This window comes from uncultured Cyclobacterium sp., assembly GCF_963977555.1.
Taxonomy (GTDB): Bacteria; Bacteroidota; Bacteroidia; order Cytophagales; family Cyclobacteriaceae; genus Cyclobacterium.
On record NZ_CAXBPD010000008.1, the window covers coordinates 62,347 to 86,493 of the forward strand.

Genomic DNA, 24,147 nt, shown 5'->3' on the forward strand with positions numbered 1-24,147 from the left:
AAACAAGATAATTATTATAATAGGGAAAATAAGGATTGTTATTAGCTGATTTTCTCAAAAACGCGAATCAATTGGCAGTCTCTAGCTCCTTATGCGTCAGCTCCCAAAGTTCTACTACTTCTTCGGCACGCCAGTTCTGGTCACGCTTGGTTTTCTTTGAGGCAGCTTTTACTGATTTTTTAAAGCACCTTTCCAATTTAAAACGGCCGTCTTCAGCCAGTTCTTTTTCTATGGGATGTTCTTTGGTGGCTTCTGTAATTTGGCCCAGGTTGGAGAACAGGAGCACGAGTTTACCGTCTGGCAAAAGCCTTTTCTTAGCCTCAGCAAAGAACGCTGGGAACAGCTTCTTATCGTAATAGATGCCTGCATCCAGGCTTTCTGGTGCATAGGATTCGGGCAACCATGGCGGATTAAAAACAATTAGTTCGGTTTGCTTTTCCCATTTCCCAAATAGGTTGCCATAATCTAACTCAATCTTACGAGACAACTTGGTATCTCCCATAAAGGCTTTTAGGCCAACAATCGCATTTGGATTGGTGTCAGTTCCAAAGACTTTCTGAAAGCCATATTGCACCATTTGCATGGAAAGCACACCGCTCCCAATCCCAACATCTATGGCCGTTTTTTTAGGGCCTTCATACCGCTTAAGCCATTGGTCAAATACTGACAAATGATCAAAACGAGTAGGAAAATAAGTCCCGTAGTAGGGATGCAATTTATTTCTAAGCACCGGAATAGTCATCCCATTTTTATACCATTCCCAGGAACTGTTTAGTCCCTGCACTTGAGGGAAGGTCAATAAAAAATCACTATCGTCTGGGTACAATTCCTCCAACCAGCCTATGAAAGGGGCTTTTTTTAGTGCCAATTTATTGCCTGCAATTTCAATCAAAACAAGATTGGAAAGCTTACGGTAGGTTGCTCGGAATTCACGCTGTTCCTTGAAAGTCGTGTTAGGAAGCTTGTTTTGTAGCTGTTCTTTCAATTCCTTCAATAGCAACAAACCATTGCTATAAAAGGCTGTAATCAACACCTGCTTTCCTGCCTCTAATGCTTCGATAGCAAGCTTTACGTCTGTGGTACCATCAAAGACGGTTTTTGGTTTGGCGGAAACAATCGGTTCCGGTTTGTTTATTTTTATTGCTCCAGTCATATTTTACTTTGTGCTTTGGGAAACCCTATAATCCTGCTTTTCAAACCAACAAGAAAGTTAACCATCATTTAGAAGAAGTCGATCATACAGGCCTCTAGGGTGAGCACAAAGGTACTTCATTTAAACCCAATACATGCATTATTGAAAACTATTCACACGAGTTCAAAACCAATTCATAACAATAAGGTAAGGTCTGGAGAAGAGCATAGGGTAACTTTGGAAAGTTCCAGAAATTAAATGCGCATGAAAAAAGCCCAATGGATAATGCCATTGGGCTATAGGTGCACTGAAACATCTTGGATTGCTCCATGTTTCTATGCAGTAATTTATTAATGCTGTATAAGTACAAAAAATGTACTCACCTGCAAATTTTGAAGAGGATCTAATTAACCTGCTTTTTGTATCACTCCACATGCCACCCTTGAACCGGCTGCACCTGAAGGTTGAGAAGTGAAGTCATCTTCATCGGCATGAATGATAATGGCTTTATTAAGGATATCTGAATCCTGTCCATCACCTATAGACCATCCTTCAACCATCATTTCTAGGTTTCCTTTACCATCTTCACCTACAGTCAAATTATCGATATCACCTGCATGGTATTCATTTTCACCTCTTTTGCCATGGTCCTCCCCATCTGGGTTCCAATGGCCACCTGCAGAAGAAGCGTCATCCGCACTACAGTCTCCATTTTCATGAAGGTGAATCGCATGCTCTCCTGCCGTCAAATTTTCTACTGTCAATTCAAGTCTAACCTTTCCATCGGCTTCTTGGGTAAAGGTTGCGGTTCCAGTAACATTGCTTCCACTTGCTGCGGAAAGCAAAGCCGTAGCTGACATCTCATTCATCGTGTCAGTCATTGTGGTTTCCATATCCATATTACCCATATGGTTTTCAGTCATTTCAAGGCTATCGGTAGCATCATCCCCAGAATTATTGGTTCCAGATCCGCAGGCAAATGCCATGGATGCTGCCCCGATAAAAAGAAAATAATTAATTGTTTTCATCATCATAGTCGTTGGTTTTTAAATTCAATTACTATTCAAGAAAAAACTATGCCAAAATAGCTGGTCTTTAATTGTTTTTATAACAATAAAGAGATTCAATAAAACTTAGATAAGAACACCCTATTATTAAACCCCTATTTCCCTTAAATCTGACAGCTCAAATTTTTATGGACTTGTTGATTAGAATAAGGTTGGGTAAAATCAAATCCCTTTTCCTATGGTTGCCAATGTTTTCTGATCAAAGCGACCTTCCAGCTCGATTACCATAAATTCGTTGTCATTGTCTGATCGGATCATCAGCACCAGCCCTTCAACGGAATCTTTTCCCTTGGAATAAATGGCAAGTCCGCTGTCTTTATCTGTGGCATCCATCATCAGCTCATAGCGTTCTTTTCCTAGTCCTTTACTAAGCTTTTGAAAATCTGTCCTGGCACGTGTGCCACTCACTGGCAACTTGAAAAATTTAACTCTTTCTATGCTTTCAGTAATGGCATCCAGATTGGCTTCTTCGATTTCTAGGTTCCATCCTTTGGCAAAGTCAAGGAAGTTCCCTGCCAGATCTAAATGAAAGAAGTTTTCCTGCCCCTTGTATTGTTGGTACAACTGATCTACACTTTTACTTTGGGCATAAAGTGCTGAGGGAAGGCTAAAAAAGAGTGTCAATGCGATAATAATTGTTGATTTTTTCATGGTAATGGTATTTAGTGCTTTTTTGATTATTTACTTTTTTTGGCTCGTCCATACGCTTCCATTCCTGGCAAATTGGTGTTTTCGGAAAGCATGTTGAGGTCTTGGTAGGTGAAATCTCCCTGCATACTCATAAAGGTGAATTCACTGGTAGAACCCGAAACCATTAGCAGTTCTTTGATCCTGCCTTTTTCTTCCCTGACCATAAACTTCAGCGAGCTTTCTTTGTCCCTCACATCCATGAGCTCTTCATACATGTCCGTTTTCAGGTCTCCCATGGCCTCATTGAACAAGGCCAAACCACCAATTTTTTCAGCAGAAAGAATCCTGATGCCTTTTACTTTGGTGATCAGTTCCATAAGGTTTGCGGCATCTTCATCTTTCTGATCGGCATTGGAACTCAGGAACCCACCTGCCATTTGCATCAGTTTGGGACTGATGTAAACCCTGGAAAAGCGTTCATCCTGCCGGTATTTTTCATAAAACTGATCTATGACTTCATTTTGGGCCTGAGCCAGCCATGGCAATAAGCACAGTGCCAGGAATAGTATCTTTTTCATCGCTAATTATTTTTATTGTTTTCATACCAATGCGCACCTGTATTGAGGTATTTGATCTTTTCCATGCCTTCCAATTGACTGGTGCCTTTTCTAAGGTTGACTTGGATTTTACCCATGGCTTCCACCACTTGCTGGTAAGCCAATTCTTGTTGCTGTTTCTCATACTCCCTATAACCCCACCAGCAGGCAGTTAAAGTAAGGAATACCAATAGTACAGCCGCCAGTTTTTGCCAAGGATATTGTTGCTTCCGCAGAGGCAATGAAATTCCTTTTGGCTTCTCTAAACGGATGGTTTCAATCCCTGAATAGAAATCCTTGAGGCTTCCTTCCTCCTGATCAGCCTCAATCTCACTGAAAAGCAAATTTTCCTCTTCCAGTGTCGTTTCACCTTTCCAGTATTTCTCCCACAATTTCTCGTTTTTATTTTCCATAATTCTCCAGAAATGTTTTCAATTTTTTCCTAGCCCGGTGCAGTTCCACCTTTACCTGTCCTTCATTAAGCTCCAGGTAATCGGCCATTTCCCTGTGTGTAAGCCCTTCTACTTCCCTCAGGAAGAAAATTTCTTTTTGGCGCTCAGGTAGTTTTTCGATAAACCTAAAAACCATTTTGGTTTGCTGGCTAAAATCCACGTCAGGAACAATCTCCATTGCCCTATCCCCAACTTCCTCCATTGTCCCCCACTTTCCGGCTTCCCTGATTTGCTGAAGGGCCTCATTTTTCAAGGTCTTCACCATCCACCCGGTTGGGTTTTCGATAGAAGAAAGATAATCCTGTTGCAAAAACCCTTTAGTCATCGTTTCTTGAACCGCATCCTGCGCCCTATCCCTATCCTTCAACCATAATATGGCAAATCGGTAGAGCCTGTTCTTTAAGGGCCATAGCTGAGATTCAAAAAAGGACTTCATGTAGTAATATGATGATCGGGAAACAAAAAGGTTACACTTTTGGCAAAAAACTTTTTTGAATTTATGCCTAAATGATAAAAATAATCCTGTTTGGACCAATCATGACCATATTTCCGAAAAATGAATTTAAAATAGGCTATAGCCATTGCGCTGTGAATCCTTCCATCCTGATCCAAAAACCATAACCTTTAAAGAACGGAAATTACCTGATATTTTATTCCGTCGAAAACACGAATCCCATTTTTGCTATCTTTCTGTAATAAACAAATTAGTGTAGGTAGCAGTTGAAAGCAAAAAATAAAAGTTTGCTACCGAAGGTTACTTTTTCGCGAGGTCTTAGAATCTGGGTTTAAAAATAAAATATATAGTTTGCCTCCTGACTATTTATTAATTTGCCTATTCAAAGAATAGAAAAAATCAAAGCATGCAAAATACCGGAAATCATTTGCTAAAAATAAAGGACAAAAAAAAAGCCCTGGTAAAACCAGGGCTTGTGGTGATGAGTGGGCTCGAACCACCGACTCACGGATTTTCAGTCCGATGCTCTACCAACTGAGCTACATCACCGCTGAAAGTGATGCAAAGGTACTTATTTGTTACTTTTGTACAAGCAATTTTAATAAAAAAATTGAGGATAAATAATAACACATTCAATATGAGTAGCTTACCGCAAATCCTTTTTTTATTGGTTTTAGGAACTGCAGGATATATCCTGTACAAACGAATAAATTATATCCTAAAAACCATTCAACTGGGCAAACCCACACAACGCAATGACAATCCTGGGGAAAGATGGAAGACCATGTTGTTGGTCGCCTTTGGACAAAAGAAGATGTTCAAAAACATGATTCCAGCCTTGCTGCATATGGTCATATACGTATCTTTTGTGATCATCAACCTAGAGGTATTGGAATTTATAATAGATGGAATAGCAGGCACGCACAGGGTTTTCGCCCCTTTTCTGGCAGGATTCTATTCCATTGCCATGAATTTCTTTGAGTTTTTGGCAATGGGTGTACTCCTTTCCTGTGTTATTTTCCTCATCCGTAGAAACATCACCAAAGTACCAAGACTCAATATGGTCGAGTTGAAAGGCTGGCCAAAATTAGATGCCAACCTGATCCTGATAATTGAAATAGTATTGATGATGGCGATATTAACCATGAATGCTACGGACCAAATTTTAGCTTATAGGGGCATCGGCGGATACATTCCCCTTGGAGGCCTTTGGATAAGTGGGAGTATTCAGGGCCTATTTGAAGGACTGGAATCCAGTACACTAATTTTGATCGAAAGGTTTGCCTGGTGGTTTCACATCATCGGCATTTTAGGATTTGCCATTTATGTTACCTATTCTAAACACCTGCATATATTCCTAGCCTTCCCCAATACCTGGTATTCTAATCTGGAACCTAAAGGAAAAATGCCAAACATGGAAGTCGTAACCAATGAAGTGAAAATGATGTTGGGAATGCCTACCGATCCACAACCTACTGAAACAGCAGAAGTGGGTAGGTTTGGTGCCAAGGATGTGAATGACTTGTCTAGGATAAACCTTTTGAATGCCTTTTCCTGTACTGAGTGTGGAAGATGTACGGCGGAATGTCCTGCAAATATTACGGGCAAAAAATTATCTCCCCGCAAAATAATGATGGACACCAGGGACAGGGCTGAAGAAGTGAGTAATAATTTATCTGCTGGCAAAAAAGGATTGGATGATGGCAAATCCCTTTTGGGAGATTATATCACACAGGAAGAAATAAATGCTTGTACCAACTGCAGTGCCTGTGTGGAAGCCTGTCCAGTGAATATCGATCCTTTGGCCATTATTGTAGAATTGAGGCGGTATACGGCTATGGAAGAAAGTGGCAGTCCGGCACAATGGAATGCCATGTTTCAAAATATTGAGACTAGCTTTGCTCCTTGGAAATTCCCTCCAACAGACAGATTTAATTGGGCAGCAGATTTAAACAAAGATAACAAGTAAAATTCGATACTATGAGTGATAGCTATAAAGCCCCAACCATGGCTCAAAAAATGGCTTCCGGGGAGGCCCCGGAGATTTTATTTTGGGTAGGTTGCGCGGGATCATTTGATGAACGATACAAATCCGTAACCCTGGCATTTGTCAAAATCCTAAATAAAGTTGGGGTAAACTTTGCTGTACTCGGTGACGAGGAGACATGCACCGGAGATCCAGCCAGAAGGGCTGGCAATGAATTTTTATACCAAATGCAAGCCATGAGCAATATCCAGGTATTGGATGGCTATCAGGTAAAAAGAATTGTAACTGCCTGCCCCCATTGTTTCAATACCATAAAAAATGAATACCCAGCCTTAGGTGGCAATTACGAAGTGGTACATCATTCTCAATATTTGCAAGAGTTGATCAACGATGGCAAGATTGTCATGAAAGACGGCGGGGAATTTAAAGGCAAGAAAATCACCTTCCATGACAGTTGCTTTCTAGGGCGTGCCAATGATGTGTATGAAGCTCCTAGAGCAGTAATTAAAGCCCTAGACATGGAATTGGTAGAAATGAAGCGATGCAAGTCCAAGGGACTTTGCTGTGGGGCTGGCGGTGCCCAGATGTTCAAAGAACCAGAAAAAGGAAGTAAAGACATCAATGTAGAACGAACTGAAGAGGCACTCCAAACGGGAGCAAAAACCATCGCTGTGGGTTGTCCTTTCTGCCTTACGATGATGACAGATGGTGTAAAAAACAAGGAGAAAGAAAAGGAGGTAAATGTTCTAGACCTAGCTGAACTAATAGCAAAAGACCAGGAGTTGTAGGTTTTTATGCATTTGGGGCTTTAGAAATACTCCTCGATTTTGGTTTAGAACTTTTTTTAAGGGAACTTAAAAAAATTTTGTATCATAATAAATCTATCTTCGTTTAATAATACGGTCGGGTAATTCCTGGCATTGTTTGTAAATTTGTAAAGGATATACATTTAAAAGAGCCAATCATGTACGTACCATTTGATAAAATGCCAGAAGATGCGAAAATTTGGATCTATCAGTCTGACCGTCCTTTCGAGGAGCAGGAAAAGACCTGGATAATATCTAAATTAGTCGCTTTCTGTAACCAGTGGAATACACATGGAGCTGAGATGCCCAGTTCTTTTGACTTAAAATACGACCAATTTATTGTCCTTTCTGTTGATGAGAGCCAAATGGGGGCCAGTGGCTGCTCTATTGATAGCTCGGTGAGGGTTATAAGGGAAATAGAAGTTAAGTTAAATATAAATTTATTGGACAGTGGTAAAGTTGCCTATTTAGAGGGAGATAACGTAAGGGTGGCCTTTTTACCAGAGATCAAAAATCATGTAGTAGAAGGATCTTTAAAGTCCAACAGTAGAATGTTTAATCCTAGTGTAAATAAAATTGCGGACTTAAAAGACAATTGGCTAATTGAAGCTGACAGAAGTTGGTTGAAAAAATATTTTGCTAATTAATGCTGCAAGAGAAAAAATAGTATGAGAAACATAAAGTCCACCTTTCCATTAAACCGCTGTTTACTTCCTGTTTTATTGCTTGTATTTCAAGCATCTTGTACCAGTCTACAACAAAAGGCCCAAACGCAATTTAACACAGGAGAATATCAACTGGCAATCGCCTCTTATTCTAAGTTATTAGAGAGTGATTCGGCAAACAGTGAGGCAAACTTTTACATTGCCGAAAGCTACAGACTCTCTAACCGTATAGAAAAAGCGGCTGAGTATTATGAAAAAGTCTCGGAAGAGAATGCCAGCTTTGATAGCGAATACCACAAGGCAAAAAGTTTGAAAGGCAAAGGGGAATACCAGGCTGCAAAGGAAGCTTTTGAAGCGGCCAAATCGTTAACAATGGACGATGAAAAAATCGCTCTCGCTACAAAAGAAATTGAGAATATAGACCAGATAGAGACCATCACTCCTATTTGGCCCAATCATGAATTGGAAAATTATGAATTGCTTAATTCTACAGGAATTGATTATGCTCCAATTGTAAGTGAAAACCAACTTTTCTTTACAAGTTCAAGAGGTGCGGGAGGCATGTATGCAGGAACAGGACAAGGATATACCCGCTTATTTAAAACAAGGGCTGAAGGAATCAATGTAGATGTACAAGGTGTCCAAACCCTTTCTGAGTTTCAAAACGAGTCAGGACTAAACCAGGGTGCAATTGCGATAAGCCCAGATGGCAACATGATCATCTATGCACGGGGCAACAGCAACAGTAAAAATGACCTCCCTGATGTAAGTCTATTTTCTTCTAAATTCAACGGAACAGCATTTACAGAACCTGCCTATATGGGCGTAAATGCAGAAGCTGAATATTGGAATTCCACGCCAGCCTTTAGTCTGGATGGACAAACCCTTTATTTTGCATCCAACAGACCCGGAGGATATGGTGGAACAGACCTCTACAAAGCTACTATAATGGCTTCTGGAAATTTTGGAAGCGCGGAAAATATGGGCCCTGAAATCAATACTCCTGGCAATGAAATGTTTCCAAGGTCTTTGTCAAATGGCGAGTTTTATTTTGCCTCCGATGGTCATCCTGGCTATGGTAAACTAGACATCTTTGTTTTTAGGGAGGTCGATGGCGAAGCCAAGGTATTGAACCTGGGGCCAAACTTTAATACCATAGCAGATGATTTTGGGATATTCTTTACCAAATATCCTGAAGAAGGCTTTATCACCTCCAACCGGGAAGGTGGCAAAGGAGATGATGACATTTATTATTTCAAAGACATGACGCCAGCTCCCAAAGTGGTCAATGTTTTGTTAAACGTGGTAACAAAAACAACGGCTGAAAATGGCGAAGAGCAAATATTACCTCAGGTACGGGTAATGCTTTATGATGACCAAAACAAAAGCATCGATGGGAACTTAACAAGCCAAAGTGGCCGCTTGAGATTTCCGCTCGAGCCAGACAAAGACTATTCTATGATCGCCTCTAAAAGCGGTTACTTTACCAAAAGCATCCCTTACAGTACAGTCGGCAAAACCCCAGCAGAGGAGGACCTGATCCAGGATGTTACCAACATTACACTGGATACCACCATTGTGCTTGACCAGTTGATATTGGAAAGGGCAATAGTACTTGAGAATATTTATTATGACTTGGACAAGGCAGATATTCGGCCTGATGCGGCTGTCGAGCTAGACAAGCTAGTAAAAATTCTAAAAGATAATCCTGGAATACGCATTGAGTTGAGTAGCCATACAGATGTAAGGGCAACGGATGCTTACAATGATGACCTTTCTCAAAGGAGGGCTGAATCTGCAGTAGCCTATATTGTTTCCCAAGGCATCGCAGCCGACAGGCTGCAAGCGAAGGGATATGGAGAAAGGCAGTTAATTGTAGAGAATGCCCAAACTGAAGAAGAGCACCAAGTCAACAGAAGAACAGAGTTTAAGGTTATAGAAATCACGGAGTAAAATGCTTACCTTTGCCCCTTATCTGTTTTTTCCAAAGCTAAGTTTATGAACGATAGGTACATGCAGCGGGGGGTTTCCGCCTCCAAAGAAGACGTACATCAAGCAATTTCAAACCTAGACAAAGGCCTGTACCCCAAAGCCTTCTGCAAAATAGTAGCAGATGTCTTGGGAAATGACCCGGACTATTGTAACATCATGCATGCCGATGGTGCTGGAACCAAATCCTCTCTGGCCTACCTGTATTGGAAGGCCACAGGAGACCTGAGTGTATGGAAGGGCATTGCCCAGGATGCCATAATTATGAATATAGACGACCTGCTTTGCGTAGGTGCAGTCAATAATATACTCGTTTCCTCCACCATAGGTAGGAACAAAAACCTTGTTCCAGGGGAAGTGATTGCTGCGATCATCAATGGCACAGAAGAAGTACTTCAAATGCTCAGGGAGCATGGTGTTAATACCGTACTTACTGGTGGCGAAACAGCAGATGTTGGAGACTTGGTACGCACGATCATTGTGGACAGCACAGTCACCTGCCGAATGAAAAGAAATGAAGTCATCTCCAATGACAATATAAAAGCAGGGGATGTAGTAGTGGGAATGACCTCATTCGGTCAAGCCACATACGAATCTGAATACAACGGAGGAATGGGCAGCAATGGTCTTACCTCTGCCAGACATGATGTCTTTGGAAAAAACATAAAAACAGCCTATCCAGAAAGCTTTGATCCATCCGTACCCGAGGAGTTGGTTTACTCCGGTAGCTATGACTTAACCAGTCCGGCCCCAGGCACTCCCTTAGATATGGGGAAATTGGTGCTATCACCTACCAGAACCTATGCGCCTATTATCGCTGCCTTATTGAAAGAAAACAGGGATGCAATACATGGCTTAGTACATTGTAGCGGTGGAGCACAAACAAAAGTGCTTCATTTCATAGACAACTTGCATGTGATCAAAGACAACCTTTTTGACACACCACCACTCTTTAAAATCATCCAGGAAGAAAGCAGTACGGACTGGAAGGAAATGTACAAGGTATTCAATATGGGCCACAGAATGGAAGTGTACCTGGACGAAAAATATGCGGATCAAGTGATTGCCATTGCCGCTAGTTTCGGTGTAGAAGCCAAAGTTATCGGTAGAGTTACAGATCACCAAGGCAAAAAAGTTACAGTAAACAGTCAGCACGGTACCTTTACCTATGATGGTTAAATCAGCGGTTTAAACTTTAAGAAAATGAAAGTCCTTTTAAAAATCATCATTGGGTGCTTCATTTTCTTATTGGCACTGGCATTGATTACTATCACTACTGTCAATTGGACCCCGTATAAAGAAACTGCCTACTATAAGGAGACCTTACAAGCATTAGAGGATCTGACTTTTGAAGGGGCGGATAAAGGATACGTCCTCTCAGGTTGGTCGAAAGCAAATATAACGGCTGAATCGCCCGTAAACCTTGTTGCTTATAAACCACGAGGCCCTTATGAATACGTAGAAGACAGCAGTTTCGTAAAAGCGATCATCATTGGAAATGCGCAATTTAAGGTGGCTTTCCTAAATTACGAATTGCTGATTGTTCACCCCGAATTGGCTAAAGCACTTAGTGCAGCAATAAAAAAACAACAACTTCCTGTTGACCATGTTTATTTTACAGCCACCCATACACACAGTGGTATGGGAGGAACCATTCCAGGACCAGTAGGTGAATTGGCCATGGGGGGCTGGGACGAATCCTTGGTAAGCCATGTTACAAACGGCACTCTTAAAGCTATAGACAATGCCTTGGTCAATATGGATACAGTATCCTTGCGCACCAAAAGATCAGAAGCGGCAGATTTTGTAAGCAATCGACTGATCCCCTCAGATCCTATTGACCCCTATATCAGACAGTTGACTTTAGAAAAAAGTAACGGTGAAACCTGTACTCTTGTGACCTACAGTGCACATGCGACTTGCCTTAGTAGTAAGTTTATGGGGCTCTCGGGAGACTATCCCTATTACCTCACCGAAGCGCTGGAAAAAAGACATGACTTTGCTGTTTTTGCTGCAGGAGCAGTGGGAAGTCATCGGCCAAAAGCCCCAGGAAACGACATCAAGAGTATCAAGCAATACGCTTCCTCTTTAGATTCCGTAGTAAATAGTAAGCAGGTCTATAAAAAAGTAAAGGGCACCCATATAATGGCAGCCAACCTCCCCCTAAAGCTGCGTTCACCACATTACAGAATCAGTGACAATTTGCGACTTCGGCCTTGGCTTTTTAACTGGGCCATTGGAGAAAGCCCTGCTTACTTTGATGTGATAAGAATTGGAAATGCCTTGTTTATCTCCTCCTCGGGTGAAATTTCAGGGGTCTTTTACAAGGCTTGGGAAGCGCAAGCGGAAGCGCTTGGCCTGTCCCTATTCATCACCACATTTAACGGAGGATACATTGGATACATCACTCCGGACAAATACTACTCAGGGGATTATTATGAAGCAAGGGACATGAATTTCTATGGTCCCTACAATGGGGAATATTTTAAAGAAATCGTATCCGATTTGATAGGTTTGGGAGCCAATTTATAAACCTTGGCTCGGTAAAATCCATTCTCAAAGGAAGTTGTTTTTATTTCTTCCCAATCCCAGCTTTCAAAAAACTTATCGTAATCAGGAAGTTCTTTTCTTGGGTGGTCGGCCAAGATACTAAAGGTTTTTATCATAAAATGGATCAACCATTTCTTGTTTTTAACTGGATAAAAGTCCAGAAACAACCAAGAAGTGGTTGGTGATACATTTTGCATTACATTTTCAAATAATGCGTCAATAGAATCATCTGCCAATACATCCAATAGAAATTGGGTGATGACTACATCAATTTTCTCCTTTTTGGAAAGTTTAAAATCATCCGAACAAACAAATTCAACCTTGCTTGTTAAATCAGAATGAATTCTGCCCTTAGCTTTCTCAAGCATTTTAATCGAGGCCTCCATGAATATTATTTTTCCCCTTTCCCCACATCTTTTCAGAATCTCAGGCAAATTGGCTCCCGTTCCACCTCCAATTATCCAAACGGTATCCCCTGGCTGGATACAATCTAAAAATTCCCACTTACTGTTTTGAAATTTTTCCCCTAAAAACAAAGAGGCCAATGGGTCATAAACAGCAGCCAATAAATGGTAATTGTCTTTAAATTCTACGCCTTTCTTTATTTCCATATTTGAGGTAAATGGCTATAGTCTTAAAATAGTAAGAGCAATAAAGGCAGTGAAAAGGCCAACTCAAGACGTTTTCTGGTTTTTGCGCTTTTATCCGAAGAGGAAGCTACAAAACTAATGATATGCATCAAAAACATTAAACCCCAAATCAAAGTATAGATGTGATAATAGGAAGGTAAAATTAGAAAAAGGAATACGAGGTAAAGCAAACCGATAATGGAAAGGCCCCAAAGTAACCTTTGTGTATTTACCCTACCAATAACGGTCACAATTGAAGGCTGCCCTTCTACCAAATCTTGCTCACTATCACTATAGGAGAGAAATACCAGGTTGTACCAAGCCAGCAAAAGATAGGCTCCTAAAAAATACATCCAATAATTGGAAGAAAATGAAAAGTCAATATTCAATAGGGGAATTAAAGCAAGCCCAGCAACATAAAACAAAGCCGTAGAAAACTCTTTAATCGCAGCTGTTTTTTTCCCTGCTATTCGCAATATTGACATAGACGATACAATAAGAAAGGCAAGAATAAGCCCTGAACCGAGCAGCCTTAGAGTAGGTAAAAACCAGAGGGCCAAAACAAAACCACAAATAACCGCTATAAATAATAATACCAATAATAAGATAAAATGGTCTTGATGGAACCTATGCCTTTCGGACAATGCTTGACCTTTTACCTTTTTCGCATCCAATAAATGGTCAAAAGTATAAATGCTCCAAACAGCTAACGCTAAAAGTAAATAGATCTTCCATGACAAATCAACCTTCATTAAATCGGAAAAAAAACACATCCCCGCACATGCCCCTGCTACCACATCCAAAGAAAGGAGGTTAAATTTCTCATTAAAGACCAAGTAGTTCCATTTCATTGTACAGAAAAATTCCAACTGATTGGCAATTTAAAGAAATGAAAAGATCAAAACCTTTAAAAATTATGTAATTTCCACATTCAACGCAAAATCAATATTCATGAACAAGTTATTTTATATCCTGTTGCTATTTTTAGGGCAAGAAGTTTTAGCCCAATCTCCTATTAAAGTTGCCTGTGTAGGCAATAGCATCACTCAGGGACCCGGAAGAGAAAACCCTGACAGCTACCCACTTCAAATGCAAAAGAAATTAGGCAAGAAATACGAAGTAGTCAATTTTGGTGTCAGTGGACGTACCTTATTAAAAAAAGGTGACCACCCATATTGGGAAGAGCCACAATTTGAGGCTGTGAAAAACTTTGCCCCTGATATTCTAATCATCAAATTGGGCACCAATGATTCCAAACCACAGAACTGGAAATTCAAAGATGAATTCCTGGAGGATTATGTAGAAATGATTGAGGTCTATAAAGCAAGCATGCCCAAAACTGGCAAAATTTATGTCTGCCTGCCAGTCCCAGTTTTCAAAACCAACTTTGGTATTACAGAAGAAATTATTGTCAACGAAATGGCCCCATTAATTCGTCAAGCAGCAGAAAAAACAGGCACCATACTCCTTGACCTGCATCAACCAATGGAAAAACATGGGGAATTGTTTGCCGACGGTGTCCACCCCAATAAAAAAGGGAACAAAATCATGGCAAAAATTGTGGCCAAAGCGATCCGCTAAAGCAAAATGTTCTCGCTTGGGTCTATCCCTACAGTCCGTTTAAGCCTGTTCCTACTAGTCAAGGAACAGGCTTAAATTTAGAAATCTCTGATGATTGAAAAAGGAAAGGTTTTCTGTTGAGACAAAGTAATCACAACACCCATTATTAATGAAAAGCAACAAGGTTTAAACCATATAGGGCAAACCCGTGTTATCTTAACTCATGCTCCATTATACTACATATATATTAAAGGAAGACGCCCCATGGGTTACTTTTGTGCATGGTGCAGGAGGTAGCAGTGCTATTTGGTTTAAGCAGATCCGGGATTTCAAAAAGTCCTTTAACGTTTTGTTGGTTGACTTGCGTGGCCATGGCAAATCAAAAGACAAGGTTTACGAGAAATTAAAGAATTATACTTTTCCTGTAATTTCAGATGAAGTAATGGAAGTATTAAATCATTTGAAAATTAAAAAATCACATTTTATAGGTATTTCTTTAGGCACAATCATCATTCGGGAGATAACAGAGCGATATCCTGAAAGGGTGTCCAGCATGATTTTGGCAGGTGCCATTATGAAGCTAAATGTTCGGGGACAAGTATTGATGCGTATGGGTATACTTCTGAAATCGGTTATTCCATACATTCTTCTTTACAAGCTTTTTGCATTTATAATAATGCCTAGGAAAAACCACAAGGCCTCCCGATTTCTTTTCGTAAAGGAGGCAAAAAAGCTGTACCAAAAAGAATTTATTCGCTGGTTTAGTCTCGCCTCCAGGGTAAATCCGCTGCTTAAATTTTTCAGGATAAAAGAAACCAATATCCCAACCCTTTATTTAATGGGAGAGGAAGATTACATGTTTTTGCCTACAATCACCAAATTGGTTAAGACCCACCAATCCGCCACTCTCCAGGTAGTTCCTTCCTGCGGGCATGTAGTAAATGTAGAAAACCCAGAAGCTTTCAATAAGATTTCTTTAAGGTTTTTAAAGACCATTTAATCCCCTTTGACAAGCGCATTTTTATTCCGATTTGAACAGAACAACTCTTTTTTATACCTTACTATCTGGCAAGAATTTTAACCCTATAGCAAATGTCGATTAAAGAAATTTTTATAACCTGCTGTTTCACCATCCTAGTCTTTTTTTCTACACCTACCTTGAAGGCTCAAGATAAAATTGATTTTGACATTACCTTGGCTGGGTTCACTATAGGAGAAATGAAAGCCAACAAGGTAATTAAAGGTGACTCCACCATTTATTTACTTGAAAGTAAAGTTAGTTTTTGGCTGTTTGGTACCATAAATGTGGATTACTATACTGAGGTAAAATACCACAAAGGTGTTTTTATTAGTTCGATTGTAAGCTCACAAACGAATAGGGGTGACTTCATCTCTAAAATTTGGCTGGAAGGTGATCAGTATAAAATTGATGCTAACGGGTATAAATACGAAAATTCGGGCACCATCAATGAACCTATCTATCACAGTGCTGTCCGGCTATTTTTTGAAGAACCTGCAGGAGTAGAAGTTATGATTGCCGAAAACCTGGGGAAATTTTCAGAAATAAGGGCCCATGGGGACGGCATATACACCACCCATATAGAAGGCGATCAAAACAAATATTATTATCAAGATGGAAAAATGCTGAAGGTTAGCATGCATAATCCAATAAAAAATTATGAAGTGAGACGTAGAGACTTGCAATCAAAATAGCCTAATTGGCTGGCAGAGTGGTATATTTAAGGATAATCCCAAATAATGATGCTACTACGAACCCTCCTAATTGTTTCTGTTTTTTTGATAAATGGTCTTTCTTATGGGCAAGACCTGGATTTTTCAAATGCCGTAATCGTCACTCAAGGCAAAAGTGATCGGATGCAAAAATATGCCACAGTACTACACGAGGAGCTGGCTAAACGAATAGACAAGCCATTTCTTATACAGAATAGCACAAAAGGCAAACAACCAACCCTACTATTAACTCAATATGAGGACATCCAAACCCTCTCAAGTAAATGGAAAAAAATCCTTCAAGGGGTTGAGCCCATGCCTGAAGAAGGTTTCAAAGTCATTATTGACAATACATCGTCCCAACCAAATGCCATTATTATAGGCCAAGATGACAAAGGCCTATTGTTTGGAATTGGGCATTTCCTTAGGAAAATGAATTGGTCTGAGAACAAGCTTTTATTGACCAAAGCCATTGAAAAATCGGCTTCACCAAAGTCCTCCATAAGAGGACACCAGCTCGGATACCGTCCCAAAACCAATGCTTATGATGCATTTACAGTGGATCGTTTTGACCAATACATTAGAGAATTGGCACTTTTCGGAGCCAATAGCATAGAGATTATGCCTCCACGTACTGACGATGACTTTACCTCTCCACACATGACTTTACCAGCAATTGACATGATCGGAGAGCAGTCTCGAATTGCCGATGAGTTGGATCTGGATGTTTGGATGTGGTTTCCCAATATGGCTGATGACTATGAAGATCCTCAAACAAGAGTCATAGAACTAACGCAACGCAAAGATGTATTTGCCTCCATCCCAAGGCTGGACCATCTTTTTGTACCTGGGGGAGACCCTGGAGACCTAGAACCGGATGTTTTGTTCCATTGGCTAGAAGAAGTAGCAATCAAGCTTCATAGATTTCACCCCAGCGCCAAAATATGGATTTCTCCTCAGGTATTTAGGCCTACAAAGGCCTGGTTTGATCGGTTTTTTTACCACGTCAACCAAAAGTATGATTGGTTTGGAGGTGTCGTTTTCGGGCCTTGGGTTAAAATACCTTTACCTGAACTGAGACAATTAACCGATGCTTCAATCCCTATTCGAAGGTATCCGGACATTACCCATAACCTGAGCTCTCAATATCCAATTCCAGAATGGGATTTAGCCATGGCGATGACCTTAGGGAGAGAATCCATTAATCCACGCCCAATGGATCAAAAAACCATCCACAATTCTCTGGCCCAATATGCCAATGGAAGCTTGAGCTATTCCGAAGGCACCAATGACGATGTGAATAAATTTATTTGGAACGATCAGGAATGGAATCCTGAAACTGAAGTTATAGAGACCCTTAGAGACTATTCTCGCTTTTTCTTTGGCCCAAAGTGGGTAGATGCAGCAGCCAATGGTTTTTTAGCAGAGGAAAAAAATCTTCAGGGTCCACTGCTTACTAATACTGGTATTCGACAAACACTGGCCCAGTGGCAGGACATGGAAAAAAGAGCAGATGCCAATTTAATGGGTAATTTCAGGTTTCAAATGGGCCTGATCCGGGCTTATTTCGATGCATACATTCAGCAAAAATTGCTTTTTGAAACCCAACAAGAACAAATGGCGCAAAATGTTCTCCACAGCGCTGTGAAAGAAGGAAGCCTGAACAGTATTAAAATGGCCACTGCCCTATTGCATGAAAAAATGGCAGACCCTTATATTGCTCAATTAAAACAAAGGTGTCTGGAATTGGCAGATGCGCTGTACAACAGTATAGGTGCCCAACTCACCGTAATACCTCATGGTGCTGCTTCTGGCAGGGGAAACTTCATAGATAATTTGGATGTGGTGCTCAATGATGCCCCATGGCTTTTGGCCAATCTCAATGAAATCAAGAAAGATACCAATGAAAAGCAAAGACTAGAGAAAATAGCGCAATTGCTGAATCGTACCAACCCGGGACCAGGAGGTTTTTATGACAATTTCGGCCAAGGAAAAAGTTGGGATAGGGTATTAAAAACAACCGAATGGAGTCAGGACCCTGGAGGTCTATATGGTCCCAGGGCAAGTTTTGGTGTAGGCTTGAGGGGCGAAGAGTGGGTGCATGAAATTCAAGCAGTAGGTTTTGGAGGGACTGCTACCCCATTGGCATGGATGAACCAAGTAACTACCCTTTATGACACTCCTCTGGTCATTAGTTATGAACAGCTTAACCCAGAAGTTTCCTATAGGATAAAAATCGCTTATACTGGAAGGTTTAGGGCTAAAATGAAATTGACCACTGACGATGGGCATGTGATCCATGATTTCATTAAAACAGGAGTAAAGCCTTTGTATGAATTTGAAATTCCCACCAGTACTTACTCAGATGGTAAATTGGTTCTCCATTGGACTTGTGGAGAAGGTGAAAGAGGCGCTCAGGTCGCAGAAATATGGATTGTTCCAAAGCCATAATGCTTACAAAAAACAATTAACCTTTAATAAATAGCCGGATATCTTGATTTTAAGCCACAAAACCGAATAACCCATTGAACATTAAATATTTAGGGTTAAATTATAATGTGTTTTATAAAAGCATATTTATCCTGACCCATTTTTTATGGTTTCCAGCCAAAAAAAATATTCTGTCTATTTATACCTATTAACAATCGCAATTGCGGTATCCAAAATTCTGTTTACCCTTCGGCCAGAAATAAACTTGTTTACTGAGGAAGCCCAGTATTGGTTATGGTCACAGCATTTGGCATGGCATTATTATTCAAAACCAGCCTTGGTAGCGGTTCTGAATTTTTTAAGCACTTCTCTGTTCGGCAATACAGAGATAGCCATTCGTCTGAATGCGATACTTTGTGGGGTTGGTATTGCCTGGATTACCTACCTATTTGGGACCTACATGTACGCTAAGAGAACAGGCTTTTGGTCTGCAATAATCGTGCAGGCAATGCCTTCTTGGTGGTTGGCCACCACATTTCATACGACAGATTCCTCTCTTTCCTTTTTTTGGATTTTAAGTACCTATCTTCTTTACAGGGGAATTAAGGAAAAGATATGTATTTGGTGGATATATGCAGGTATCGCTACAGTTTTTGGACTCACGGCAAAATATGTGATGTTACTTATATTTCCGGTACTCCTAATTTACCTACTATACCTCAAAAATTGGAAAACCCATCAAGCAAATTTTTTGATGTACGTTCTCATAAGTGCTTTAGGATTTGTTCCTGCAATTCTTTGGAATTGGCAAAATGATTATGAAACCTTGAGGCATTTAATGGCCTTGACCGGTACAGAAGAAGTCAGTTCCAAGGCATTGTCTGTTACTACTACCAGCAAAAGTTTTTTTGAATATTTAAAAGGGCAATTGGCCATTGTATCCTTGTTCTTGGTCCCCCTAGGGTTGGCCCCATTCATGCATACCTTTAGAAATAAAAATGCGAATTTGATTTATCTGGTCCTGCCAGGATTTATTGCTTTTATCTTTTTCGGCTGTTTGAGCTTCTTCAAGGAGGCAATGGTAAATTGGCCCGCTTTTGCTTATTCTGGTTTTGCAATTGCTTTGGCCAGGTGGATGGTGGTGCAAAGCAGGCTTTGGAAAATCATCAGTTTGGGCGGCATTTTTTTCAGTATTGCAATACCCATCCTTTTCATTTTACCGGATTATACTGGGATTAAATCGATCGAACCAATAAGAATAAGAGAGCAAAAGATTGTTAAAAGATTGTTAGGTCATGAACAATTGGCAAAAAGAATTGATTACCTGAAAGACAGTCTTGACATTAACAATGAATTCATTTTTTCTGACTCCTACCATACTGCTTCAGAACTCTCCTTTTACCTGTTGGAAAACCCACAAACCTATGTTTTGAATATGGGATCCAGAAAAAATCAGTTTAATTTCTGGACTGGTATGGAGCAATTTATAGGGCATCCAAACACCGGTATTTTTGTTAGCTGGAACTACAATACCCTAAATAATAAAGCCATTTTTGAAACCCTAACCTATGAAGAGACATTTGTATCAAAATTTTATGGTATTTCCAGGCGAGATATAAGTATTCAAGTGTGGTCAAATTTAAAAGAATACAAACCTACTATCCCCTCTACTTACTAGTTTAAAATTTCCATTGATGATGTACTATAGCTATAGTATATAAGATTGCTTTAATCTATCTTTTTACGCCCAACTAAATTTCTTTTAAATTTTAGATTTCAATGGATTATTGTAATTGATGTATTAATTCTCATTGCCTCTATTAAAAATTCGATAAAAATCGACCCAAAAATACGCAATTATCTTAATTTCAACTACTTAATGTGATTTTCTCATACAGACTGCTCAAATAAACAGGTTTTTTGTACGCATCAAATACAATTAACTGTATTTCGCCATTTTTAATACTTATATTATTGTATTTTGTACAATTAAAAAATCTTTGTAAACATATATTGCTATTTACTTTTATATTAATTGGTATTGTAAAATTTTCTTTAGTACATTTATGCTATAGAAAAATATGAAAACGGTGTGAGACGAGAAAGGAAGTTGGATACCGTAGCGGAAGTTGGTTATTTTTTAATGTAGGGTTTGTCCAGGGTTTTATGATAAATAAAACCCTGGCATTTTTTTTTAATCCTATTGTACTTCGGATTATTAAACCCGAAATAGACAATTTACTACGTGCTGGTCCACCGCGGCGAACTAAATCAGCCACTTAGTCACTGTTCTCAATTTCACCATAGTGTTGCTACGCCAAATCCCTCAACCTAATAATTTTTATTCGATTGCAGCCCTTCCTGTAAACTAGAAACAAGCTACACAAATCCTATAGCATAATTTGGGTAAAATGCTCCCAATAGATGCAAAGACATCCATAAATCTTAAAATCCTAGACGATAAACTCGGTCAATATGGCTAGGACGGATGCCAAGAGAATGATCAACAGTTTATGCAATTGAAAGCGATGTTGTGGCGAACTTTCAAAAAATATGATGGTGGATATATGCAGAAAGCCACCCGCTACTAAGCCAAACAAAATATCAAGGGTTCCTCTTCCTATTAAGGACCGGTCAAATAGGAAATCCGTAGAGAGCATCCCTAATGGGGAGGCGAGTGCAAATAAAATTAATAATAGAACCGTACTGGTTTTATTTAAACGTGTCAATAGTACCGCTGCCAATGCGAAGGCCTCAGGCATTTTATGCATAATCATCCCCATCAGCAAGGTTTCACTTCCGTGGTGATGACCAGTAAGCATCGGCTGCTTTGAAAGCAAGGTACCTTCCAGAAAAGCATGTAAAAATAAACCTATCATTAAGGTCCAAACAGTATTCCCTGCACCATGCCCTTTATGGTCGTGGATATGTCCATGTTCAATTCCTGAAGACATAAAATCCAACACCTGCTGCAATAAAAATCCAAGTAAAATATACAAGCCCATAAAGTAAGCTGATTCTTTATTGGCAAAAAGCTCAGGGAAAATGTGCAGAATGGTAATTGCAAAAAGGTAAGCCCCAGCAAATATTAGCGCCAGTTTAAAACTCTTTTCATTCCATCCTGGTACCAATATGGCAACCAGACCTGCACCTACGGCAGCAAAAAACAGTAATAGAACAGACAACATATTTAGGTAGGGTTATTTGGATTCTTGGGCAGCAACAGAAGTCAAAAATGGCGCAAGACCATCACTGACATAGGATTGAATTTGACCTTGATCATCATTAAAGATAAGAAAGATCTCTATACCTTCCACCGATTTTTGAATTTCCTTAGCCTGATCCATACCCAACACCATAAAGGCGGTAGCATAGGCATCAGCTAGTATACAGCTTTCTGCTACCACTGTAGCACTTAACAAACGATGCACCACAGGATAGCCAGTAAATGGACTAATGGTATGTGAATATTTTACACTGTCTTTAATATAAAAGTTTCGATAATTACCAGAGGTAGCTAGACCTTTGTTTTCGAGGGCAACTATACTATAAATTTCATTGGCTAATCCTTCTTCACCTGGTTGAGACACGCCAACTTTCCAAAGCTCACCTTTCTCATTTACACCATTTCCTTTTAATTCACCACCAATCTCCACGAGATAGTTTTGAATGCCTTGCTCACTTAAAAACCTAGCAACTACATCTACGCCAAATCCTTTGGCAATGGCACTAAAATCCAGGTATACATCCGTTTCGGTCTTTCTGACTCCTTTCTCATCAAAAACAATATTCTCAAATCCTACACGCTCCAACAATTGTTTAACCCCAAGACTGTCCTGCAAAGAGGGTCCATCTGGCCCAAAACCCCAGGCATTGACAAGAGGCCCGATCGTAGGGTCAAAAGCCCCATCAGTAAGGGAAAAAACCTCTTTACTGGTTTTCAACACAGGATAAAAATACTCAGATTCAAAAACCAATGAATCGTACTTGTTTAACCTGCTTAATTCTGAATCTGAAATATAAGTAGAGAGTGCCTGGTTGAAATTAACCAGGATAGAATCAATGTCTTTTTTAAAATTTCTCCCACCAGGGTCAAGGTAAACCACCCTGTAGGTCGTCCCCATGGTTTTACCACTAAAAACCGTTTTTTGATTGTCAGAGATAGGTGAAGTAACAGTTTCTTTGTTTTGCCGATAAAGGTAAACCATAAACACCACTAACAGTAACAAAATGCTGTAGATGATATTTTTCTTGGCTGATTTTTGCATAAAACAATGCCAGTTTTAATTTCCCCAAAGTTAATTCTATTTTTTCAATTGCCCATTGTTTTTAGCTAATTCCATCACTTGCTGATTGGTTGGAAACCATTGAAAACCTGCAAAGCTGGTATGAATTTTCTATCTTTGTAACACATAGAAGGTATATATGAGAGAAGATTATCTGCGAGGTGACCAGGAAAGCTTTAGTACTGGAGATAAGGAAATAGAAAAAGCATTGAGGCCCTTAAGTTTTGATGATTTCACAGGTCAGAAAAAGACTGTGGAAAACATCAAGATTTTTGTTATGGCCGCCAAGAAAAGGAATGAATCCTTGGACCATGTATTGCTTCATGGCCCCCCAGGATTGGGCAAAACTACTCTAAGTCATATCATCGCCAATGAGCTGGAGTCAACTTTAAAGATTACTTCTGGTCCGGTTTTAGACAAGCCTTCTGATTTAGCAGGGCTACTCACTAATTTGGAGGAAGGAGATGTTTTATTTATTGATGAAATCCATCGTCTAAATCCAATAGTGGAAGAATACCTTTATTCCGCGATGGAAGATTTTCGGATTGACATCATGTTGGATTCTGGACCAAATGCACGAACAGTCCAAATAAACTTAAATCCTTTTACACTTGTAGGAGCGACTACAAGGTCAGGGCTACTTACCTCTCCATTACGGGCACGTTTTGGAATCAATGCGCGACTTGAATACTACGATGCCAAGTTACTCTGCACCATCGTCAAAAGATCTGCCGCCATACTAGGAACTCCTATGGACAATGAAGCTGCATTTGAAATTGCTCGAAGAAGCAGGGGTACACCTAGAATAGCCAATAACCTGCTTCGCAGAACCAGGGATTTTGCCGAAATAAAAGGCGATGGGCGTATTACCCTAGAGATTGCCAAGATAGCCCTAGATGCATTGGAAGTAGACAGCAATGGACTGGACGAGATGGACAATAGAATCTTACTTACCATCATCAACAAATTTGCAGGCGGACCAGTAGGGATATCTACAATAGCCACTGCTTGTGGCGAGGAGGCAGAAACAATTGAAGAGGTTTACGAGCCATTTTTAATTAAGGAAGGATACCTCAAAAGAACAAGCAGAGGTCGTACAGCTACGGAATTGGCTTATAAACACCTTAAAATAAAGCCAAACTTAGGCGGAGTTTCAGGTAATTTATTTGACAGCTAAATTTCT

The 24,147-nt window shown here is 40.0% G+C and carries 22 protein-coding genes and 1 tRNA gene; 12 read left to right on the top strand and 11 right to left on the bottom strand.

The window, feature by feature from the left end:
* Nucleotides 1-67: 67 nt before the first annotated feature.
* The 7 genes from AAC073_RS11550 to AAC073_RS11580 form a co-directional block, all read right to left on the bottom strand.
* On the bottom strand, nucleotides 68-1,153 hold the full coding sequence (locus AAC073_RS11550) for a methyltransferase (RefSeq protein WP_339923990.1): 1,086 nt from the start codon (nucleotides 1,151-1,153) through the stop codon (nucleotides 68-70).
* 386 nt (nucleotides 1,154-1,539) lie between these two features.
* Nucleotides 1,540-2,166: a superoxide dismutase family protein gene (locus AAC073_RS11555; protein WP_339923991.1), complete on the bottom strand. Its 627-nt coding sequence runs from the start codon at nucleotides 2,164-2,166 to the stop codon at nucleotides 1,540-1,542.
* 195 nt (nucleotides 2,167-2,361) lie between these two features.
* On the bottom strand, nucleotides 2,362-2,850 hold the full coding sequence (locus AAC073_RS11560; protein ID WP_339923992.1) for a DUF4252 domain-containing protein: 489 nt from the start codon (nucleotides 2,848-2,850) through the stop codon (nucleotides 2,362-2,364).
* 26 nt (nucleotides 2,851-2,876) lie between these two features.
* Nucleotides 2,877-3,407, bottom strand: a complete 531-nt coding sequence (locus AAC073_RS11565; RefSeq protein WP_339923993.1) for a DUF4252 domain-containing protein — start codon at nucleotides 3,405-3,407, stop codon at nucleotides 2,877-2,879.
* A gap of 2 nt (nucleotides 3,408-3,409) precedes the next feature.
* Nucleotides 3,410-3,838, bottom strand: a complete 429-nt coding sequence (locus tag AAC073_RS11570) for a hypothetical protein (RefSeq protein ID WP_339923994.1) — start codon at nucleotides 3,836-3,838, stop codon at nucleotides 3,410-3,412.
* Nucleotides 3,828-4,313 (bottom strand): RNA polymerase sigma factor, encoded by a 486-nt coding sequence (locus AAC073_RS11575; RefSeq protein WP_339923995.1) that lies wholly within the window; start codon nucleotides 4,311-4,313, stop codon nucleotides 3,828-3,830. The genes AAC073_RS11570 and AAC073_RS11575 overlap by 11 nt, the downstream gene beginning before the upstream one ends.
* A gap of 494 nt (nucleotides 4,314-4,807) precedes the next feature.
* Nucleotides 4,808-4,880: transfer RNA gene (locus tag AAC073_RS11580), tRNA-Phe, on the bottom strand.
* An 88-nt stretch (nucleotides 4,881-4,968) separates the two neighbouring features.
* On the opposite strand from AAC073_RS11580, the gene AAC073_RS11585 reads away from it, so the two are divergent.
* The 6 genes from AAC073_RS11585 (at nucleotide 4,969) to AAC073_RS11610 (ending at nucleotide 12,310) form a co-directional block, all read left to right on the top strand.
* Entirely contained in the window at nucleotides 4,969-6,300 is a 1,332-nt protein-coding gene (locus AAC073_RS11585) for a 4Fe-4S dicluster domain-containing protein (protein WP_339923996.1), read from the top strand.
* Between the two features lie 11 nt (nucleotides 6,301-6,311).
* Nucleotides 6,312-7,106 (top strand): (Fe-S)-binding protein, encoded by a 795-nt coding sequence (locus AAC073_RS11590; protein ID WP_339923997.1) that lies wholly within the window; start codon nucleotides 6,312-6,314, stop codon nucleotides 7,104-7,106.
* A 176-nt stretch (nucleotides 7,107-7,282) separates the two neighbouring features.
* A complete protein-coding gene (locus AAC073_RS11595) occupies nucleotides 7,283-7,771 on the top strand; it encodes a hypothetical protein (RefSeq protein WP_339923998.1) in 489 nt (162 codons plus the stop codon).
* A gap of 21 nt (nucleotides 7,772-7,792) precedes the next feature.
* The gene (locus AAC073_RS11600) at nucleotides 7,793-9,742 is read left to right on the top strand and encodes an OmpA family protein (RefSeq protein WP_339923999.1); all 1,950 of its coding nucleotides are present in this window, start codon (nucleotides 7,793-7,795) and stop codon (nucleotides 9,740-9,742) included.
* 45 nt (nucleotides 9,743-9,787) lie between these two features.
* Nucleotides 9,788-10,957 carry an AIR synthase related protein gene (locus AAC073_RS11605; RefSeq protein ID WP_339924000.1) on the top strand — a complete coding sequence of 390 codons (1,170 nt, stop codon included), beginning with the start codon at nucleotides 9,788-9,790 and terminating at the stop codon, nucleotides 10,955-10,957.
* Between the two features lie 24 nt (nucleotides 10,958-10,981).
* The gene (locus AAC073_RS11610) at nucleotides 10,982-12,310 is read left to right on the top strand and encodes a neutral/alkaline non-lysosomal ceramidase N-terminal domain-containing protein (protein ID WP_339924001.1); all 1,329 of its coding nucleotides are present in this window, start codon (nucleotides 10,982-10,984) and stop codon (nucleotides 12,308-12,310) included.
* Here AAC073_RS11610 and AAC073_RS11615 read toward each other — a convergent pair.
* A complete protein-coding gene (locus AAC073_RS11615) occupies nucleotides 12,247-12,939 on the bottom strand; it encodes a class I SAM-dependent methyltransferase (RefSeq protein ID WP_339924002.1) in 693 nt (230 codons plus the stop codon). The genes AAC073_RS11610 and AAC073_RS11615 overlap by 64 nt on opposite strands.
* A gap of 23 nt (nucleotides 12,940-12,962) precedes the next feature.
* Entirely contained in the window at nucleotides 12,963-13,808 is an 846-nt protein-coding gene (locus tag AAC073_RS11620; RefSeq protein WP_339924003.1) for a hypothetical protein, read from the bottom strand.
* Between the two features lie 100 nt (nucleotides 13,809-13,908).
* Here AAC073_RS11620 and AAC073_RS11625 point away from each other — a divergent pair, with 100 nt between their 5' ends.
* The 5 genes from AAC073_RS11625 (at nucleotide 13,909) to AAC073_RS11645 (ending at nucleotide 20,356) form a co-directional block, all read left to right on the top strand.
* Nucleotides 13,909-14,538 (top strand): GDSL-type esterase/lipase family protein, encoded by a 630-nt coding sequence (locus AAC073_RS11625; RefSeq protein ID WP_339924004.1) that lies wholly within the window; start codon nucleotides 13,909-13,911, stop codon nucleotides 14,536-14,538.
* A gap of 202 nt (nucleotides 14,539-14,740) precedes the next feature.
* Nucleotides 14,741-15,517, top strand: coding sequence for an alpha/beta hydrolase (locus AAC073_RS11630; RefSeq protein ID WP_339924005.1), 777 nt, complete (start codon nucleotides 14,741-14,743; stop codon nucleotides 15,515-15,517).
* A gap of 92 nt (nucleotides 15,518-15,609) precedes the next feature.
* Nucleotides 15,610-16,230, top strand: a complete 621-nt coding sequence (locus AAC073_RS11635) for a DUF6134 family protein (RefSeq protein WP_339924006.1) — start codon at nucleotides 15,610-15,612, stop codon at nucleotides 16,228-16,230.
* A 45-nt stretch (nucleotides 16,231-16,275) separates the two neighbouring features.
* Nucleotides 16,276-18,699 (top strand): hypothetical protein, encoded by a 2,424-nt coding sequence (locus AAC073_RS11640; protein WP_339924007.1) that lies wholly within the window; start codon nucleotides 16,276-16,278, stop codon nucleotides 18,697-18,699.
* A gap of 145 nt (nucleotides 18,700-18,844) precedes the next feature.
* A complete protein-coding gene (locus AAC073_RS11645) occupies nucleotides 18,845-20,356 on the top strand; it encodes a glycosyltransferase family 39 protein (protein WP_339924008.1) in 1,512 nt (503 codons plus the stop codon).
* Nucleotides 20,357-21,131: 775 nt separating this feature from the next.
* On the opposite strand, the gene AAC073_RS11650 is transcribed toward AAC073_RS11645, so the two are convergent.
* Entirely contained in the window at nucleotides 21,132-21,866 is a 735-nt protein-coding gene (locus AAC073_RS11650) for a ZIP family metal transporter (protein ID WP_339924009.1), read from the bottom strand.
* A gap of 12 nt (nucleotides 21,867-21,878) precedes the next feature.
* A complete protein-coding gene (locus AAC073_RS11655) occupies nucleotides 21,879-22,946 on the bottom strand; it encodes an FAD:protein FMN transferase (RefSeq protein ID WP_339924010.1) in 1,068 nt (355 codons plus the stop codon).
* Between the two features lie 157 nt (nucleotides 22,947-23,103).
* Here AAC073_RS11655 and ruvB point away from each other — a divergent pair, with 157 nt between their 5' ends.
* Nucleotides 23,104-24,141, top strand: a complete 1,038-nt coding sequence (gene ruvB, locus AAC073_RS11660) for a Holliday junction branch migration DNA helicase RuvB (protein WP_339924011.1) — start codon at nucleotides 23,104-23,106, stop codon at nucleotides 24,139-24,141.
* The last annotated feature ends 6 nt before the right edge of the window (nucleotides 24,142-24,147 follow it).

Bases quoted from the DNA above. Each gene is read 5' to 3' on its own strand.
- AAC073_RS11560 (WP_339923992.1), bottom strand. From the start codon at position 2,850: ATGAAAAAATCAACAATTATTATCGCATTGACACTCTTTTTTAGCCTT.
- AAC073_RS11585 (WP_339923996.1), top strand. From the start codon at position 4,969: ATGAGTAGCTTACCGCAAATCCTTTTTTTATTGGTTTTAGGAACTGCA.
- AAC073_RS11645 (WP_339924008.1), top strand. From the start codon at position 18,845: ATGGTTTCCAGCCAAAAAAAATATTCTGTCTATTTATACCTATTAACA.
- AAC073_RS11555 (WP_339923991.1), bottom strand. From the start codon at position 2,166: ATGATGATGAAAACAATTAATTATTTTCTTTTTATCGGGGCAGCATCC.
- AAC073_RS11615 (WP_339924002.1), bottom strand. From the start codon at position 12,939: ATGGAAATAAAGAAAGGCGTAGAATTTAAAGACAATTACCATTTATTG.
- AAC073_RS11620 (WP_339924003.1), bottom strand. From the start codon at position 13,808: ATGAAATGGAACTACTTGGTCTTTAATGAGAAATTTAACCTCCTTTCT.
- AAC073_RS11565 (WP_339923993.1), bottom strand. From the start codon at position 3,407: ATGAAAAAGATACTATTCCTGGCACTGTGCTTATTGCCATGGCTGGCT.
- AAC073_RS11570 (WP_339923994.1), bottom strand. From the start codon at position 3,838: ATGGAAAATAAAAACGAGAAATTGTGGGAGAAATACTGGAAAGGTGAA.
- AAC073_RS11600 (WP_339923999.1), top strand. From the start codon at position 7,793: ATGAGAAACATAAAGTCCACCTTTCCATTAAACCGCTGTTTACTTCCT.
- AAC073_RS11625 (WP_339924004.1), top strand. From the start codon at position 13,909: ATGAACAAGTTATTTTATATCCTGTTGCTATTTTTAGGGCAAGAAGTT.
- ruvB (WP_339924011.1), top strand. From the start codon at position 23,104: ATGAGAGAAGATTATCTGCGAGGTGACCAGGAAAGCTTTAGTACTGGA.
- AAC073_RS11610 (WP_339924001.1), top strand. From the start codon at position 10,982: ATGAAAGTCCTTTTAAAAATCATCATTGGGTGCTTCATTTTCTTATTG.
- AAC073_RS11550 (WP_339923990.1), bottom strand. From the start codon at position 1,153: ATGACTGGAGCAATAAAAATAAACAAACCGGAACCGATTGTTTCCGCC.
- AAC073_RS11655 (WP_339924010.1), bottom strand. From the start codon at position 22,946: ATGCAAAAATCAGCCAAGAAAAATATCATCTACAGCATTTTGTTACTG.
- AAC073_RS11605 (WP_339924000.1), top strand. From the start codon at position 9,788: ATGAACGATAGGTACATGCAGCGGGGGGTTTCCGCCTCCAAAGAAGAC.
- AAC073_RS11650 (WP_339924009.1), bottom strand. From the start codon at position 21,866: ATGTTGTCTGTTCTATTACTGTTTTTTGCTGCCGTAGGTGCAGGTCTG.
- AAC073_RS11595 (WP_339923998.1), top strand. From the start codon at position 7,283: ATGTACGTACCATTTGATAAAATGCCAGAAGATGCGAAAATTTGGATC.
- AAC073_RS11635 (WP_339924006.1), top strand. From the start codon at position 15,610: ATGTCGATTAAAGAAATTTTTATAACCTGCTGTTTCACCATCCTAGTC.
- AAC073_RS11575 (WP_339923995.1), bottom strand. From the start codon at position 4,313: ATGAAGTCCTTTTTTGAATCTCAGCTATGGCCCTTAAAGAACAGGCTC.
- AAC073_RS11630 (WP_339924005.1), top strand. From the start codon at position 14,741: ATGCTCCATTATACTACATATATATTAAAGGAAGACGCCCCATGGGTT.
- AAC073_RS11590 (WP_339923997.1), top strand. From the start codon at position 6,312: ATGAGTGATAGCTATAAAGCCCCAACCATGGCTCAAAAAATGGCTTCC.
- AAC073_RS11640 (WP_339924007.1), top strand. From the start codon at position 16,276: ATGATGCTACTACGAACCCTCCTAATTGTTTCTGTTTTTTTGATAAAT.